At 25.4% G+C, this 14,056-nt stretch carries 21 protein-coding genes; all 21 read left to right on the top strand.

Annotated features, from left to right (window positions below; all coding sequences use genetic code 11):
• The first annotated feature begins 11 nt into the window (after window positions 1-11).
• The 21 genes from HCG70_RS10415 to HCG70_RS10315 all read left to right on the top strand — a co-directional run bounded on the left by HCG70_RS10415 (window position 12) and on the right by HCG70_RS10315 (window position 13,682).
• Window positions 12-1,007, top strand: a complete 996-nt coding sequence (locus tag HCG70_RS10415) for a hypothetical protein (RefSeq protein WP_195951052.1) — start codon at window positions 12-14, stop codon at window positions 1,005-1,007.
• A gap of 125 nt (window positions 1,008-1,132) precedes the next feature.
• Window positions 1,133-2,530, top strand: coding sequence for a GspE/PulE family protein (locus HCG70_RS10410; protein ID WP_070098822.1), 1,398 nt, complete (start codon window positions 1,133-1,135; stop codon window positions 2,528-2,530).
• Window positions 2,502-3,533 carry a type II secretion system F family protein gene (locus HCG70_RS10405; RefSeq protein ID WP_042396701.1) on the top strand — a complete coding sequence of 344 codons (1,032 nt, stop codon included), beginning with the start codon at window positions 2,502-2,504 and terminating at the stop codon, window positions 3,531-3,533. Before HCG70_RS10410 ends, HCG70_RS10405 begins: the two co-directional genes overlap by 29 nt.
• A gap of 11 nt (window positions 3,534-3,544) precedes the next feature.
• Window positions 3,545-3,982: a prepilin-type N-terminal cleavage/methylation domain-containing protein gene (locus HCG70_RS10400; protein WP_042396705.1), complete on the top strand. Its 438-nt coding sequence runs from the start codon at window positions 3,545-3,547 to the stop codon at window positions 3,980-3,982.
• Window positions 3,983-3,985: 3 nt separating this feature from the next.
• On the top strand, window positions 3,986-4,420 hold the full coding sequence (locus HCG70_RS10395) for a hypothetical protein (RefSeq protein WP_055275723.1): 435 nt from the start codon (window positions 3,986-3,988) through the stop codon (window positions 4,418-4,420).
• The gene (locus HCG70_RS10390; protein ID WP_042396711.1) at window positions 4,413-4,904 is read left to right on the top strand and encodes a type II secretion system protein; all 492 of its coding nucleotides are present in this window, start codon (window positions 4,413-4,415) and stop codon (window positions 4,902-4,904) included. Before HCG70_RS10395 ends, HCG70_RS10390 begins: the two co-directional genes overlap by 8 nt.
• Window positions 4,895-5,335: a hypothetical protein gene (locus HCG70_RS10385; protein WP_055275721.1), complete on the top strand. Its 441-nt coding sequence runs from the start codon at window positions 4,895-4,897 to the stop codon at window positions 5,333-5,335. The genes HCG70_RS10390 and HCG70_RS10385 overlap by 10 nt, the downstream gene beginning before the upstream one ends.
• Window positions 5,336-5,352: 17 nt before the next feature.
• On the top strand, window positions 5,353-5,985 hold the full coding sequence (locus tag HCG70_RS10380) for a hypothetical protein (RefSeq protein WP_042396716.1): 633 nt from the start codon (window positions 5,353-5,355) through the stop codon (window positions 5,983-5,985).
• Window positions 5,963-6,355, top strand: a complete 393-nt coding sequence (locus HCG70_RS10375; protein WP_055275716.1) for a hypothetical protein — start codon at window positions 5,963-5,965, stop codon at window positions 6,353-6,355. Before HCG70_RS10380 ends, HCG70_RS10375 begins: the two co-directional genes overlap by 23 nt.
• A complete protein-coding gene (locus HCG70_RS10370) occupies window positions 6,348-6,719 on the top strand; it encodes a hypothetical protein (protein ID WP_042396721.1) in 372 nt (123 codons plus the stop codon). The genes HCG70_RS10375 and HCG70_RS10370 overlap by 8 nt, the downstream gene beginning before the upstream one ends.
• A 165-nt stretch (window positions 6,720-6,884) precedes the next feature.
• Window positions 6,885-7,442: an elongation factor P gene (gene efp, locus HCG70_RS10365; RefSeq protein WP_042396725.1), complete on the top strand. Its 558-nt coding sequence runs from the start codon at window positions 6,885-6,887 to the stop codon at window positions 7,440-7,442.
• A gap of 111 nt (window positions 7,443-7,553) precedes the next feature.
• Entirely contained in the window at window positions 7,554-7,919 is a 366-nt protein-coding gene (locus HCG70_RS10360) for a CD1247 N-terminal domain-containing protein (protein WP_042396727.1), read from the top strand.
• Between the two features lie 263 nt (window positions 7,920-8,182).
• Window positions 8,183-9,106: a stage III sporulation protein AA gene (gene spoIIIAA / locus HCG70_RS10355; RefSeq protein ID WP_042396730.1), complete on the top strand. Its 924-nt coding sequence runs from the start codon at window positions 8,183-8,185 to the stop codon at window positions 9,104-9,106.
• A complete protein-coding gene (gene spoIIIAB / locus HCG70_RS10350) occupies window positions 9,091-9,609 on the top strand; it encodes a stage III sporulation protein SpoIIIAB (RefSeq protein WP_042396733.1) in 519 nt (172 codons plus the stop codon). The genes spoIIIAA and spoIIIAB overlap by 16 nt, the downstream gene beginning before the upstream one ends.
• An 18-nt stretch (window positions 9,610-9,627) precedes the next feature.
• Window positions 9,628-9,825, top strand: coding sequence for a stage III sporulation protein AC (spoIIIAC, locus tag HCG70_RS10345; protein WP_042396735.1), 198 nt, complete (start codon window positions 9,628-9,630; stop codon window positions 9,823-9,825).
• A 9-nt stretch (window positions 9,826-9,834) separates the two neighbouring features.
• Entirely contained in the window at window positions 9,835-10,218 is a 384-nt protein-coding gene (gene spoIIIAD, locus HCG70_RS10340; RefSeq protein ID WP_042396738.1) for a stage III sporulation protein AD, read from the top strand.
• 8 nt (window positions 10,219-10,226) lie between these two features.
• Window positions 10,227-11,426 (top strand): stage III sporulation protein AE, encoded by a 1,200-nt coding sequence (spoIIIAE, locus tag HCG70_RS10335; protein WP_055275713.1) that lies wholly within the window; start codon window positions 10,227-10,229, stop codon window positions 11,424-11,426.
• Window positions 11,427-11,430: 4 nt separating this feature from the next.
• A complete protein-coding gene (gene spoIIIAF, locus HCG70_RS10330) occupies window positions 11,431-12,018 on the top strand; it encodes a stage III sporulation protein AF (protein ID WP_042396745.1) in 588 nt (195 codons plus the stop codon).
• A 5-nt stretch (window positions 12,019-12,023) separates the two neighbouring features.
• Window positions 12,024-12,635 carry a stage III sporulation protein AG gene (gene spoIIIAG / locus HCG70_RS10325; RefSeq protein WP_042396750.1) on the top strand — a complete coding sequence of 204 codons (612 nt, stop codon included), beginning with the start codon at window positions 12,024-12,026 and terminating at the stop codon, window positions 12,633-12,635.
• A gap of 39 nt (window positions 12,636-12,674) precedes the next feature.
• Window positions 12,675-13,205: a SpoIIIAH-like family protein gene (locus HCG70_RS10320; protein ID WP_042396752.1), complete on the top strand. Its 531-nt coding sequence runs from the start codon at window positions 12,675-12,677 to the stop codon at window positions 13,203-13,205.
• 84 nt (window positions 13,206-13,289) lie between these two features.
• On the top strand, window positions 13,290-13,682 hold the full coding sequence (locus HCG70_RS10315) for an Asp23/Gls24 family envelope stress response protein (RefSeq protein WP_042396755.1): 393 nt from the start codon (window positions 13,290-13,292) through the stop codon (window positions 13,680-13,682).
• Window positions 13,683-14,056: the final 374 nt, after the last annotated feature.

Here is a 14,056-nt window from a genome sequence, read left to right as displayed (position 1 = left end):
AGGAAAAATAAATGACTAAAAAAATATATATAAAATTATTAGTAGTATTTCAAGTTGTAGTATTAGGTTTTATACTTATTGGTTGCAATAAAAACGAAGAAGAAAATAAAGAAAGCATTATAATAAATAAAGGGGCATTTGTTGATGAAGGAAATGATTATGAAACCTTTAATATAAATGATGAAGGAAAATATGAGCTAATTGATACTGAAGGTAAAATAATTAATAACTATAATTTATCATCTAATACTTATACTTTCTTCAAGGATAATAGTTTTTATGTTAATTATAATTCAGAAGATATTAAGATTGAACATGATAATATTTTAGGTTTGAAAATATCGCCAGATGGAAACTATGTTTTTTATTTTATTAATGATGAATATCTTGTTCCTGCAGTTATGAGGCTTAATGATAAAAAAGAAATTTTATTAGAAAATAATGCTGTTATTTCTGGTCAGTTTATTGATTGGATCACTGATAAAAAATTAGCTTTTTATGGAGTAGATACAGTAAATAAATTGTCAGGGATATTTACATATGATATTGAAAGCAATTCTGAAGAAAATCTTTATAAAATTAATAATGGATTTGTAAAGTTTTTAAAACATATTAAAGATGGAGTTGCACTTGTAGAAGAACATTATGAAGAAAGTACAATGCTTAAGATAGTTAATATCGATGGGACTATAAGTGAGGTTTCTGATGAAGTTATAGATGTTAATGATGTTGAAGAGGTTAATGGAAACATATATTTATTAGGAAGAGTAAAAAATAATAATTTTTCTATTTATGAAATCAATAATGATGAATTAAAAAGACTTGTATTTGATTTTCCAAATACATTATATGTAGAAAAAGGATTATCCGTTAATGATAAAGGAGAAATTTTATTTGTAGGTGGAAGTGGAACAAGTAAAAATGAGCATCTTTATAAATATGCAGAAGGAACTGTTACTTTAGTTGACGATAGTCTTAAAACATGTGATTTTATAAATATTGAGTAAATAAGAGTTTAGAGTTATTCTAAATTCTTATTTTTTTTTGTGAAAAATCACAAAATTTTTGTTGAAATAAACAAAGAAATGAATTTTTGGTATATAAAAAGCATTCATGGTGAGTTTTATAAAGGATGAAAGAAACAATCTATAATAATTTATTAAAAAATATTAATATTACAGTTGCTAGAAAAATTAATGAACAAAAAGCTAAAATCTTTAACGCAATTCCCTTTAAAGAAAATGAAAAGGAGGTTTATGTTTATTGTAGTGAGGTAAATAAAAAGGTTGAAGAGGATATGCTTTTCATTTTTAGAAAAAAAGTTATTTTAATTTTAATTAAGAAGGAAGAAATTCAGTATCTTATTAAAATAGCATATTTAGGCCAGAAAAAAGAAGCATATGACATAATTATTAAAGAAGCCATTAAACTTAATGTATCTGATATACATTATGAACCATATAAGGATTATGTAGTAGTAAGATTTAGAATTGATGGATTATTGAGGTCTATGTATATTTTTAATAAAGAAGAATATCAATTAATTTTATCAAAAATAAAGTTGAATTCTAATATTGATATAACTGAAAAAAGAAAACCACAGGATGGTAAAATTTCATTTGAGTACAATAAGAAAAGTTATGATTTAAGAATTAGTACAATGCCAGCTGTTTTTGGTGAAAAGGTTGTCATAAGAATTTTATATGGAAATGGATTTAATTATTCAATAGATAAGCTTAACTTAACGGCTGAACAAAAAGATAAGTTAAAATATATTATGAAAGTTAAATCAGGCCTTATTATTGTTAATGGACCTACGGGTTCAGGTAAATCAACAACTTTATATAGTATATTGCAGGAGTTAAATAAAGATGAAGTTAATATATCAAGCTTAGAAGATCCTATAGAAGCAATTATTCCAGGAATAAATCAAATGAATTTAAATAAAACTTTAAATATTGGCTTTGCAGAAGGTTTAAGGTGTTTTTTAAGACAGGATCCAGATATTATCATGATAGGTGAAATAAGAGATGAGGAAACTGCGGAAATGGCTGTTAGGGCATCTTTAACAGGACATAAGGTTTATTCTACAATACATACACGGGATCCAAGAGAAGTTTATTTTAGACTTGAAGATATGAAGGTTGAAAAATATTTAATAAGGGATTCATTAGTTGGAATAGTATCTCAAAGACTTATTAGGTTATTATGTGATAATTGTAAAACTATAATTGATGAAAAAAATATTGATGGAAAAGTAATTAAACTTTATGAAAAGTGTGGATGTAATGAATGTAATTTTACTGGATATAAAGGTCGATCATTAGTTGCTGCAATACATGTCATTGATAATGAGATGAAAGAGAAAATAAAAAATATAAATAATGATAATAGTCTTCTTTCGAATTTAGAAATGATTAAAAACTTAAAAGCTCTATTGATTAATGGGAATATTTCATTGTTAGATTATGAAAACTTTATTGAAGTGGAGGGATTAAGTTTTGAATTCAAAAAAGAAAGTAAGCTATAAAGATTTAGCATTAATTGCAGGTAATATTTCTAAATTATACGAAGAAGGTATTCAGCTATTACATATATTTTCATTATTAGATGAATTACCACTAAAGAAAGAATATAAGATGCTTCTTAAGGAAATGGAAATCATAATAAGAGATGGAGGAACCTTAAGAAAAGCTTTTAGTAAAGGGGAAGGCTTAATACCAATATTTTTTCTTTCTATGGTTGGGATAGGAGAAAGAACTGGGAGAATTGTTTATGTGTTGAAGGGATTAGAAATGTACTACAATAAGCTACAATATATAAATAAAACAATTATAAATTCAATAACATATCCCTTAATTTTAATGATTGCTTTAATTATATTAGGTTTTTTTGTTTTGTTTTTCTTTATTCCTAGTATGGCTAATATCTATGGTGCTATGGGGAAAGATATACCAGATATTTATTTAAAAATAATTTCTATGAAGAAATTTGTTTTTAGGAATCCAATTTTAATAATACTTCAAGTAATGATTTGGGGGATAATCGCACCAATATTCATATTTAATATTTTTCTTAGAAAGAGTTTTTATTATTATATAGAGAAAATTCAGGTTTATAATTTGTTTAATGAATATATAACTATTGTTCTTATGTCAGTAGTTATTAATAGTGGTATTAATATCGCTATAGGTTTGGAATATTGTTGTGAAGGAGAGTTAAATGAAAAGATAACTAAAGTCTTAAGAAAGATAAATGATGATATAAAAAATGGAAAAGTATTATCAGAATCTATGAATGAAACGATGATGTTTTCTAAATATACATTAGCTCATATAAAATTAGGGGAAGAATGTGGTTCTTTAGATAAGAGGCTTATTATATTAGAAACAGAAATATTTAATAACTTAAACGATAAAATTAGTAAAATAACTGTATTAGTTCAGCCTTTATTAATATTAACTATAGGAATAATCATATTAAGTTTTATTATAAAATTTGTAGTTCCCCTCTTAGATATTGTTTTAATTTAAGGAGTTTTTTTATGAAAAAGGGTTATACATTAATAGAATTAATAATTGTAATAGCAATAATTTCAGTATTGTTACTACCAACTATAAATATAGCCAATTCTATTAATAGCACAATAAATAGGGCTGAAGCAATTGGTTTTTGTAATGAACTAAGCAATATGATAAGTTATGCAAAGTTTTACTGTGTTAAAAATGCTAGTTATGGTGAAATTGAAATTAATAAGAGTGTTGGTACTGTAAATTTTAAAGATAAAAAACAAGGGGGAAAAATAATAAAAAGTATATATTTAAATAGTAAGTGTAAATTTTTAACTGTATATATTTTGAAGATTAACAATTTAGGACATATAGATTCTGATACAATTCAAATTTTAGATGGTAACGGTAATATTCATAAAATAGCAATAGCAACTGGAGTTGATACAGTAAATATATATGAGGGTAATTAGATAATGAGCAAGAAAAAGGGTAGTACATTAATAGAAACTATTGTTGCAGTGAATATTATAATGATGATGTTTTTAGTTGTTACCATGTTAATTGCAAGCAATAGAGCTAATTATTATAAAAGGAGAAAGATAGAAGAAGCAAGTAGAGTAGTATATTGTATCATGCAAGAGATAAAATATAATATATCAATGAATGAAATAATAGATGAAAATGAAATGGAATATCTTTCGTTAAGATATGATGAGGATATTTTGAAAAATTTGACTACAAAATCATTAACTAGTATGGATTTTGGAAGTGATATATTTATTTTTATCAATAAAAAAAGTGATAATGAAGAAATCTTAGAGGTTAAAATAGAATTTTATCTTGAAAATGATATTGATAAATTAGAAAAGAGCTTTTTAAAGTATAAATGGATGGAGTATTATGAGTAAAAATAAAAGAGGTTATACATTAATTGAAAGTATTGTTGTAATAGCAATTGTTTTTATTTTAGGGGGTATAACTATAGGTTTATCTTTTGAAGGAGTAAAAGACTACTATATTAGTTTATATAATTGTTATTATGAAGATAAATTTGATAATGCTTTATTAAATATAGAGTCTTTATGGAAAAGTTCAGCTATTGTAGCTATAGAAATAAACAGCAGTTTTGATGATGTATATACAAGTGAGATAACTGGGGATAATATAGTAGTTAAATTTAAAGAAATAAGTGGTAATGAAAAAACTAAAATAATTCATTTAAGTAATGGAAAATTAATGTTAAAAACTATAAGTAGTGAAGATGGAAAAATTAAAGTTGGTAATAACACTATAATTGATAATATCAATGATTTTACTGTTATAAAAAAGGGAAAGCTTATATATTACTGCATAAGTAGTGAAAATTCAGGAGTAAGAATAAGATGTATATAGTTAAAAAGCATGGAGTTATAATGCTAGAAGTGTTAATTTTGTTAAATATATTAATAGTATTAATAGTTTTAAGTAGCAAAACAATAGTTGCAAATAGCAGTAAATATTCATTATATGAAATAGGAGAAGATGTTTTAACATTAACAAATGAAGAAAATAAATTAATAGAAGAAGTTAAGGAAGTTATATTTAATGATCAAGAAATATTAAATAAATTTGAAAGCTATAAAGATGATAATAGCATAAGCTTTGAATATTGTTTTAGCGAAAATGAAAATATAAAACTTATAATATCTAATGGAAACTGTTTTTTGAATGATGTTAAAAGTGAAACATCACAATTAATTAGAAAAATAGATTGTATTTTTATAGAAAATGAAGAAAGTATAGATATTATTTTTGTTCCAAGCTTATATAAAACCTTTATCTAAGAAAGCAAGGAGAAAGTATGAGAGATATTGTAATTGCTAATAAAAATAAATATATTCACAAAGGAAAAATATATGATGATATATCTATTAAAAAAATAATAAATAAAGAGGTTAATTTATATATAATAGAAGAAAATTTATTAATAAAATCTTATGATGGAATAAAAAGTGTAAAGGAAAATGTTATTTGTGACATAATTAATGATGAATATGGAGTTAATCATAATGTTTTGATGCATTATGAATATGATAAAAAAAGAAAAAAACTATTTTTATATTCAATTGGAGATGTTGAAAGAATACAGTTTTTATGTGAGGGTTTAAGTGAGGTAACTATTTTACCTATACAATTTTATATTAGAGAAATAACAATGAAAAAAATTAAAAAACCATCGCAGTATAGAGTTTTAACAAAAATAAAGGATCACATTTATTATTTAGAGATTACCAATAATTTAATTACAAAAAGTATTGTAGATAATAAAGAAAATTTTGTTAAAAATTTTAATTATAAAGATATTAATGAAGGAAAAACTTTTGTTATAGACAAAAATATAGATAATGAGCTTATGGAACAATTTAAGGAAAAAAGGACTTTTATAAGATTAAATATTGGAGATAAAATTAATGAAAAAATATTTGAGGTATAAAAATTTTCTTCCTTTAGATTATATAGAAAAAAAGAAGCTTAAAGAAAGTAAAGAAAATAAAAAAGGATATCAAGCATTAATATTACTTAACTTAATATTATTAAGTTTTAATTTAAAACCTTTATTTAAGGAAGAAATAAAAACTAATAATAATTATGAAATTAATGATAGTTATATTAAACCTGAAGAGGTAAGTAAATGGTTAGGGTTGTATGATAATAAAATTGTAGAATTACATGTAGAAAATAATGAAGCTGATATCACTTACAATATTGATGAAGATATTAGTTATTTAGAAGAACGTGGTATTGTAATAAAAAAGATAACAAACAAAGATGATTTAAAGGTTGTGAAAATTTTTTATGAATAAATTTAAATTATATATGCATGATAATAAAGAAAGTGTAATTATTTTACTAACGTTTTTACAAGTTTTACTTTTTTTATTTTGTAGTACAATAAAAGAGGAAAAAGATATTAAAGAAATGCCGGTTGTTATGACAAAAGTAAATTTACTTTATAGTGATGTTTTTAATGAGTTAAAAACTATAAAAAATATCAATATTTTAGAAATGGAAGAAAGAGCAGAAAAGTGGAATATAAAAATAGAGATAAGTGGGAATGAAGAGAATATAGTTGAAGTGTTAGATAAACTAGAATTTTTTGATATAAAATCTTATAATATCATTGGAAAAGATGGAGTTTTGTTAGCAAACTTGGAGTTATATAGATAAATTGATTAAAATTTTAGATGTTCTTCCTTAAATAATTGCATTTCTTTAGTAATTTTGATAGAATGTTTTTGTTGTGTCATTAAACAACAAAAGAAGTTATGACTATTTGTAATTAATAAAGGTCATAATAACAATGAATTCAAGTTATTTGGAGGGAATTTTTTTATGATATCAGCAGGAGATTTAAGAAAAGGTACAACTTTTGAGTATGAAGGACAAGTGTATACAGTTATAGACTTCCTACACGTTAAACCAGGTAAGGGAGCTGCTTTCGTTAGAACTAAGCTAAGAAACGTTATTTCTGGTGGAGTTACAGATACAACTTTCAACCCAACAACTAAATTACAAGAAGCTGTAATTGAAAGAAAAGAAATGCAATACCTTTATTCTGATGGAGAATTATACTACTTCATGGATCAAGAAACTTATGAGCAAATTCCATTAAACTACGAAAAAGTAGAAGATGCTATAAAGTTCATAAAAGAAAACATGTTTGCTGTAATTAAGTTCTACAAAGGTGATGCATTCTCAGTTGAAGCACCAAACTTTGTTGAATTATTAATCACTCAAGCAGATCCAGGAGTAAAAGGAAACACAGCTACAAACGCTATGAAACCAGCTACATTAGAAACAGGAGCTGTTGTTAACGTACCAATGTTCGTTAATGAAGGTGACACTATCAGAGTTGACACTAGAACTGGCGAATACATGGAAAGAGTTTAATATTTAAAAGTAAATGCTAGGTTTAAAAACTTAGCATTTGTTTTATTTAAAAAAAGCAAAAATGGGTATAATTAGTAATAAGTAAAGTATTTCTTCGAAGGAAGTGAAAGTATGAAAGATATAAATAATAAGATAAATAATCTTAAAGAAAAAATAGAAGGTATCAAAGAAGAACAATATAAAGAGTTATTTGATTCTGTAAGTGATATTTTAAGTGATTTATCTTCTAAGATTGAAGAAATATCATTAAAGCAAGATTACTTAGAAGAGAATATTGAGTATATTGACAATGATTTAACTGATATTCAAGATGAACTTTTTGAAGAGGTTTCATTTGATGATTTAAATTCTATTGAAGATGAATATGTAGAGATTAAATGCGACAATTGTGATAAACCACTTTTTGTTGAACAACAAGCTTTAAATAATAATTCTAGTATTCCTTGTCCATTCTGTGGAGGAAAGGCAAGAGAGTGATAAATAATTATTTTATACATATTAAAGTGAAAGCATAGACTAATGCAATTAAATTTGCAATAGTCTATGCTTTTTTTCTATTTAAAAGCATTTATATGATAATAACTAAATATATTTTAAAGAGGGAGTTATTTTACATAGTATTAAAATTTGTAAATTATATAGTTATAAAATAAATATTTTACATATTTTTTTATAGTATGAATAATTATCTATTATGTGAAATAAAAATTAAAGAGAAAGATAATTAAGGAAGTGAGTTTATGGAATATGATGAGATTTACAAAATACTTCCCAAAGAGATTAGTAATATAGTAAAGCAATATTTACAAGAAGATGCCGTACAGGAAATACGAATTAAAAGCGGAAAGCCAGTAATATTAAATTTATCATATGGAGAAAAGGTGCTTGATTATAGGACAACTAGTGAAGATTTGAAGTTTATGATGGCTAAGGTATCGAATTACTCTTTATATGCTTTTGAAGAGGAGATAAAGCAAGGATATATTACTTTAAAGGGTGGACATAGAGTTGGATTAGCAGGAGAGTGTGTTATATCAAATGGAGAAGTTAGGACTATTAAAAATATTTCATCTTTAAATATAAGAATTTGTAGAGAAATAATAGGTTCTTCTAACAAGATAATGAATTTAATAACTAACAATAATAGAGTATATAATACGTTAATTGTTTCACCACCTAAGTGTGGGAAAACAACAATCTTACGAGACATAGCAAAGAATATATCAAATGGAATGTACAAGATAAATTTATCTGGTAAAAAAGTAACGATTGTAGATGAAAGAAGTGAAATAGCAGCTTGTTATAATGGTGTACCACAAATGAACGTCGGGATAAGAACTGATATTTTAGATAATTGTTTAAAGAAGTCAGGAATGATTATGGCAATAAGAAGTTTATCACCTGAAGTTTTAATTTGCGATGAAATTGGAACAAAGGGAGATTTAGAAGCTTTAAACATGGCATTTAATTCAGGAGTGAATGTAATAGTAACAGTTCATGGATATGATATTGCTGATGTTTATGGAAGGGCTGTATTTAAGGATTTAATTGATAATTGCATATTAGAGAGAATTATATTACTAAGTAATAGGAAGGGGGCTGGAACTATAGAAAAAGTATATAAGGTCAGTAGAGAAAGGGGATTACAATGCTTAGAAATATAATGATATTTTTAATGTTTCTAATATGTACCTTTATAGGTTATTTTATAGGAGAAAATTACAAAAGAAGAAGTATTCATTTAAAGGAAATGCAAAAGGCATTATTGCTTTTAAATAATGAAATACTATATTCCAATACACCATTGCCAAATGCCTTATTTGAAATTGGAAACAAAGTTTCAGAGCCTATTTCTTTTATATTTATTGAAATGGCTTCCATATTAGAGGAAGGCAATATTAGTAGTGTATATGAAAGTTTTGAAATAGCTTATGAAAAAAATAAGGATAATATAAGTTTAAATAAAGATGATTATAAAATCATAAATGATTTCTTTAAGACATTAGGTAATAGCGGAGTAACGGGTCAAGAAAGAATTTTCAGCTTAGCTTTAGATAATATAGATATTAATTATAAGGAAGCTAAAAAGTTAGAAAAAGAAAATATTAAATTATATAGAACGTTGGGATTATCTATAGGTGCTATGTTAGCAATATTTTTTATCTAAAAGGGGAGAGGCTTAGGGATGTTTGATGTAAGTTTGTTATTTAAAATAGGTGCAATGGGAGTTTTGCTTATGGTTATAGAGAAAATATTAAAGGACAATGGTAAGGGAGAAATAGCAGTATTAGCAAATTTAGCAGGAATAGTCATTATATTGATTACTGTAATTGGAATGATTTCAAATTTATTTGATACTGTTAGAACTATGTTCAGTCTTTAGGTGACTTATATGGATATTATTAAAGTTGCATTTTTTGCTTTTACTGCATTATTTATATATCTTTTATTAAAACAAACTAAATCTGATTTAGGACCACTTGTAATACTTGTAGCTGGGGCTGGTATTTTTCTATATATGATAGGGCAGCTCGGAGAGGTAATAGATTTTATAAATGACATTGCAAATAAAGCTAATATAGATACTGTATATATAGGAATTGTACTTAAAATTTTAGCCATTGCATATATAACCTCATTTTGTAGTGAGATTTGTAAGGATTCAGGAGCAGGTAGCATAGGAAGTAAGGTAGAGTTTGCAGGTAAAATAATGATTTTAGGATTAGCGATACCAATACTGATGGCTGTATTAGATTCAATACTTCAGATATTGTAGGTGAGAAAATGAAAAACAATATTTTAAAGATAGTTTTAATTTTTGTTTGTGCATTTGTATTAAGTTTAAGTAGTTTTTTTATTACAACAGAAAATGAAGTTTATGCTGAAGATCAAACTACAACAACATTAATTAATGATGAAGAAACAGAATCGAAATTAAATAATTTATATGACTATATAAATACGATGAAAAGTGATGTTGAACTAATGAATGAATTAGATCCAGTTTCATATATACAAAGTTATATTGAAAATGGAGAAGGAAATTTGTCTGTTTCAACGGTAATAAGCGCTGTAGTGAGTTTGTTTTTTAAAGAGGTAAAAACAGTATTATCATTAGCTTTTTCAATTGTAGTAATTGGAATAATATGCTCATTGTTTAAAAATTTACAATCCTCTTTTTCAAGTGAAGGAATTTCACAGATAGCATTTTTTGCATGTTATGCAATATTAATTATATTGCTATCAAAGACATTTATTATTTCTTTATCGCTTGCTAAGGATGTAATAGTACAAATAGCTACATTCATGGATAAAGTATTACCATTATTAGCAGCACTACTAATTGCATCAGGAGGATTAACACAAGCGGCAACAATGGATCCAATAATTTTAGGAGCAACAATATTAATACCTAAAATTTATTTAAATATAATTATACCTTTAATATTAATTACATTTGTGTTGCAATTTGCTAATAATATTTCTACGGAACCAAAGTTATCTAACTTATGTGGTCTTATTAAAAAGTCTACTGTATGGATACAAGGATTTATTATCACAGTATTTATTGGAGTTTTAACTATAAGAGGAATAAGTTCTTCAACAATAGATGCAGTTACATTAAAAACTACAAAATTTACAATAGATAATTTTATCCCAATTGTAGGTAAATCCTTATCGGATGCTATATCTTCCGTAGCTGGATATTCATTGATAATTAAAAATGCAATTGGCTCTATTGGACTTATAGTAATTATTTTAATAATTATATATCCAATAATAAAAATAGTATTATCATCACTTATATTTAAGCTTTCAGCCGCATTATTAGAGCCGATAACTGATAAAAGAATTACATCTTCAATTGCAGCAGCAGGTGAATCATTAATCTTAATAATGTCATGCGTATTATGTGTAAGCTTAATGTTTTTTGTACTTATAGCAATAATGATATCAGCTGGAAAGTTTGTTGTAGGAGGATAGAGAAATGGAATATTTAAATAATTTTGTTATTACATTAGTTGCAACAATAATTTTTATGACAGCTGTAGAGATAATTGCCCCTGATAATTCAATGAAAAAATATATAAAATTTGTTTTAGGATTAATATTAATTTCAGTAATGATTAATCCAATAATTAAATTCTTTACTGGTGGGGAGCAAGAGGTAGTTAAAATAATCAAAAATTATGAAAATATGCTTACACAAGGTATGACTAGTGAAAGTACTTCAGAGGATATAAGCGAAACGCAAAAGGAATCTTTTAAAAAAAATTTAAATAGCAATTGTGATAGTATGCTGAAGGAAGAGTTTTCAGATATGGATTTTAAATCAAATGTAGAGTGTACTATAAATTTAGAAGATATGACATACAGTATAGATGGTTTAGAGGTAGGAGTAAAAGAAAGTGGTATTAAAATTGTAGATAAAATTAAAATTAACATAAATGATGAAAGTGAAGAAACTGTATCTAATGAAGAAAATATTGAAAATGAAGAAGAAATAAAAAAATATTTATCAGAAGTATTTAAAATACCAGTAGAAAAAATAAAATTATACAGTATGGGAGGATAAAGAGTATGGATAAAGATAAGTTTAATAAAGAAATTAACAAAATGTTTCAAAATAAAAAGTTTGTTAATTGTTTAATTGTTTTATTAGCTATTATATTTCTATGGTTGGCAGTAAGTAATTTTTTAGGAGATGATATTGGAATATCGAAAGGAAGTGATACGCCACAAGGAGCACAAGAAGTATCTACAGATGATGGACTTATGACATCTAAGGAATTACTAAATTATGAAGATCAACAAAAGGCAGAGCTAGAAAAAATACTTTCTAAGATGAGTGGAGTAGGAGAAGTAATAGTTAATATTTACTTTGAAAGTGGAGAAATACAAGTGCCAGCAACAAATTCAAGTACTCAAACATCTGAGACGCAAGAAGAGGATACAAATGGAGGTACAAGAGTTACAAAGCAAGAGACAGAAGGTACAACTGTGGTTATGAAAAGTGATTCTAGCACAAGTGAACCATTTATAACTAAAACATATAAACCAACGATTACAGGAGTATTAATAGTTGCAGAAGGCGCAAATAGCAGTGAGGTTAAATATAATATACAAAAGGCAGTTTCAAATTTATATAATTTAAGTTTAGATCAAGTTAACGTATATCCAATGAATAACTAGCATATAAATGTTATATAAAATATATGGGAGGAATTAAAAATGACAAAAAAACAATTTGGGATTATCTTTACTCTAATGGCTTTGATAGTATGTGTAGGAGTTCTATCAATGAAATTAAATGAAAATGGATTAAATGATCCAACAAGTTTAGAAGCTGTATTAAAACAAAATACAGATAAAACTAATGAAAGTGAGGCTTCAACAGAAGAAACATTAAGTACATCTGAATATTTCTATAGCATGAGATTAACTAAAGAGCAACAAGACGATAAGTATGTTGATGATATGAAGGCTATTACTGAAGATGCTAATGCTTCTCAAGAATCTAAAGATGTTGCAAATAATGCTTTAGTTGCCAAAGCTAAGATGAAAGACCAAGAAAGCAGAGTAGAATCTGAAATAAGAAATAAAGGGTATGAAGATTCATTATGTATGATTAATGATAATGGAACTGTTAAAGTATATGTAAAAGTTGATGATGTTTTAGCAGAAGAAGATGCTGCAACAATTAAAAAGATAGTAGAAGATATCACTACATTAAGTGATGTAGATATAACATCAATGAAATAATGCATTGTAAAGTAATAACTCTTTTGTTATAATGAACATAAGTAAAAGTAGGTTTAACAAGATAAACCTTTAGGAGGTTAGGGAATGGAAAATGTAAACAATGAATCTGCAATAGGAATTGTTAAAATTTCTGACGAGGTTGTAAGTGTTATAGCAGAAATAGCGGCTGATGAAATTAAAGGAATCGTTGAAATTCCACATGGGGTTTCAAGTAACATATCACAAATTTTAAAAGGAAAAAAAGCTTCTAGTGGTAAAAGCGTAAAAGTTACATTAGAAGAAGATAAAGCTACAATTGAAATAAATGTAGCTGTAGAATATGGAATGAGAATTCCTGAAGTAGTTGCATCAGTTCAAGAAAATGTTAAAAGAACTGTTGAAGCTATGACTGGATTGAAAGTTGACAAAGTTAATGTTAATGTTCAAAACATATATGTTCCAAAACAAGAACAACCAGAAGCTGAAAAAGAAGTATAGTTAAAAAAACCCTCTGATATTCAGAGGGTTTCTCAATGTATAAGGAAATATTATATCTTTCAGTAGATGATTAAGTTCAATTAAAAAGTAAAATTTGAATTTTACTTTATGGAAGAAGTATTACAAAAAAACATGTGATATAATAATAAAAAATATTAAATTATTTATTAAAAATAAAAAAAATGAAGTATGAAAGTATTATTTTTCTAGACAGAAATAAGATAATATTGTAATATACATATGTTTAATTAATGTAATATAAGCTTATAATACAGATAAGAAGATTATGTATATTATATATGAATCTGTTAAGTTGATATGAAAAAATAGCTTGATTTTTCATAGAATTGCTCGCTCTTTGAAAATTATATAAG

The organism is Clostridium sp. K04 (genome assembly GCF_019734375.1).
GTDB lineage: Bacteria > Bacillota > Clostridia > Clostridiales > Clostridiaceae > Clostridium > Clostridium saudiense.
This window is presented reverse-complemented; position numbering and strand designations above follow the sequence as displayed.

Bases quoted from the DNA above. Each gene is read 5' to 3' on its own strand.
- HCG70_RS10400 (WP_042396705.1), top strand. From the start codon at position 3,545: ATGAAAAAGGGTTATACATTAATAGAATTAATAATTGTAATAGCAATA.
- spoIIIAC (WP_042396735.1), top strand. From the start codon at position 9,628: ATGTTTGATGTAAGTTTGTTATTTAAAATAGGTGCAATGGGAGTTTTG.
- HCG70_RS10385 (WP_055275721.1), top strand. From the start codon at position 4,895: ATGTATATAGTTAAAAAGCATGGAGTTATAATGCTAGAAGTGTTAATT.
- spoIIIAE (WP_055275713.1), top strand. From the start codon at position 10,227: ATGAAAAACAATATTTTAAAGATAGTTTTAATTTTTGTTTGTGCATTT.
- spoIIIAG (WP_042396750.1), top strand. From the start codon at position 12,024: ATGGATAAAGATAAGTTTAATAAAGAAATTAACAAAATGTTTCAAAAT.
- HCG70_RS10395 (WP_055275723.1), top strand. From the start codon at position 3,986: ATGAGCAAGAAAAAGGGTAGTACATTAATAGAAACTATTGTTGCAGTG.
- HCG70_RS10410 (WP_070098822.1), top strand. From the start codon at position 1,133: ATGAAAGAAACAATCTATAATAATTTATTAAAAAATATTAATATTACA.
- HCG70_RS10380 (WP_042396716.1), top strand. From the start codon at position 5,353: ATGAGAGATATTGTAATTGCTAATAAAAATAAATATATTCACAAAGGA.
- HCG70_RS10360 (WP_042396727.1), top strand. From the start codon at position 7,554: ATGAAAGATATAAATAATAAGATAAATAATCTTAAAGAAAAAATAGAA.
- spoIIIAF (WP_042396745.1), top strand. From the start codon at position 11,431: ATGGAATATTTAAATAATTTTGTTATTACATTAGTTGCAACAATAATT.
- efp (WP_042396725.1), top strand. From the start codon at position 6,885: ATGATATCAGCAGGAGATTTAAGAAAAGGTACAACTTTTGAGTATGAA.
- HCG70_RS10415 (WP_195951052.1), top strand. From the start codon at position 12: ATGACTAAAAAAATATATATAAAATTATTAGTAGTATTTCAAGTTGTA.
- spoIIIAD (WP_042396738.1), top strand. From the start codon at position 9,835: ATGGATATTATTAAAGTTGCATTTTTTGCTTTTACTGCATTATTTATA.
- spoIIIAA (WP_042396730.1), top strand. From the start codon at position 8,183: ATGGAATATGATGAGATTTACAAAATACTTCCCAAAGAGATTAGTAAT.
- HCG70_RS10390 (WP_042396711.1), top strand. From the start codon at position 4,413: ATGAGTAAAAATAAAAGAGGTTATACATTAATTGAAAGTATTGTTGTA.
- spoIIIAB (WP_042396733.1), top strand. From the start codon at position 9,091: ATGCTTAGAAATATAATGATATTTTTAATGTTTCTAATATGTACCTTT.
- HCG70_RS10320 (WP_042396752.1), top strand. From the start codon at position 12,675: ATGACAAAAAAACAATTTGGGATTATCTTTACTCTAATGGCTTTGATA.
- HCG70_RS10375 (WP_055275716.1), top strand. From the start codon at position 5,963: ATGAAAAAATATTTGAGGTATAAAAATTTTCTTCCTTTAGATTATATA.
- HCG70_RS10315 (WP_042396755.1), top strand. From the start codon at position 13,290: ATGGAAAATGTAAACAATGAATCTGCAATAGGAATTGTTAAAATTTCT.
- HCG70_RS10370 (WP_042396721.1), top strand. From the start codon at position 6,348: ATGAATAAATTTAAATTATATATGCATGATAATAAAGAAAGTGTAATT.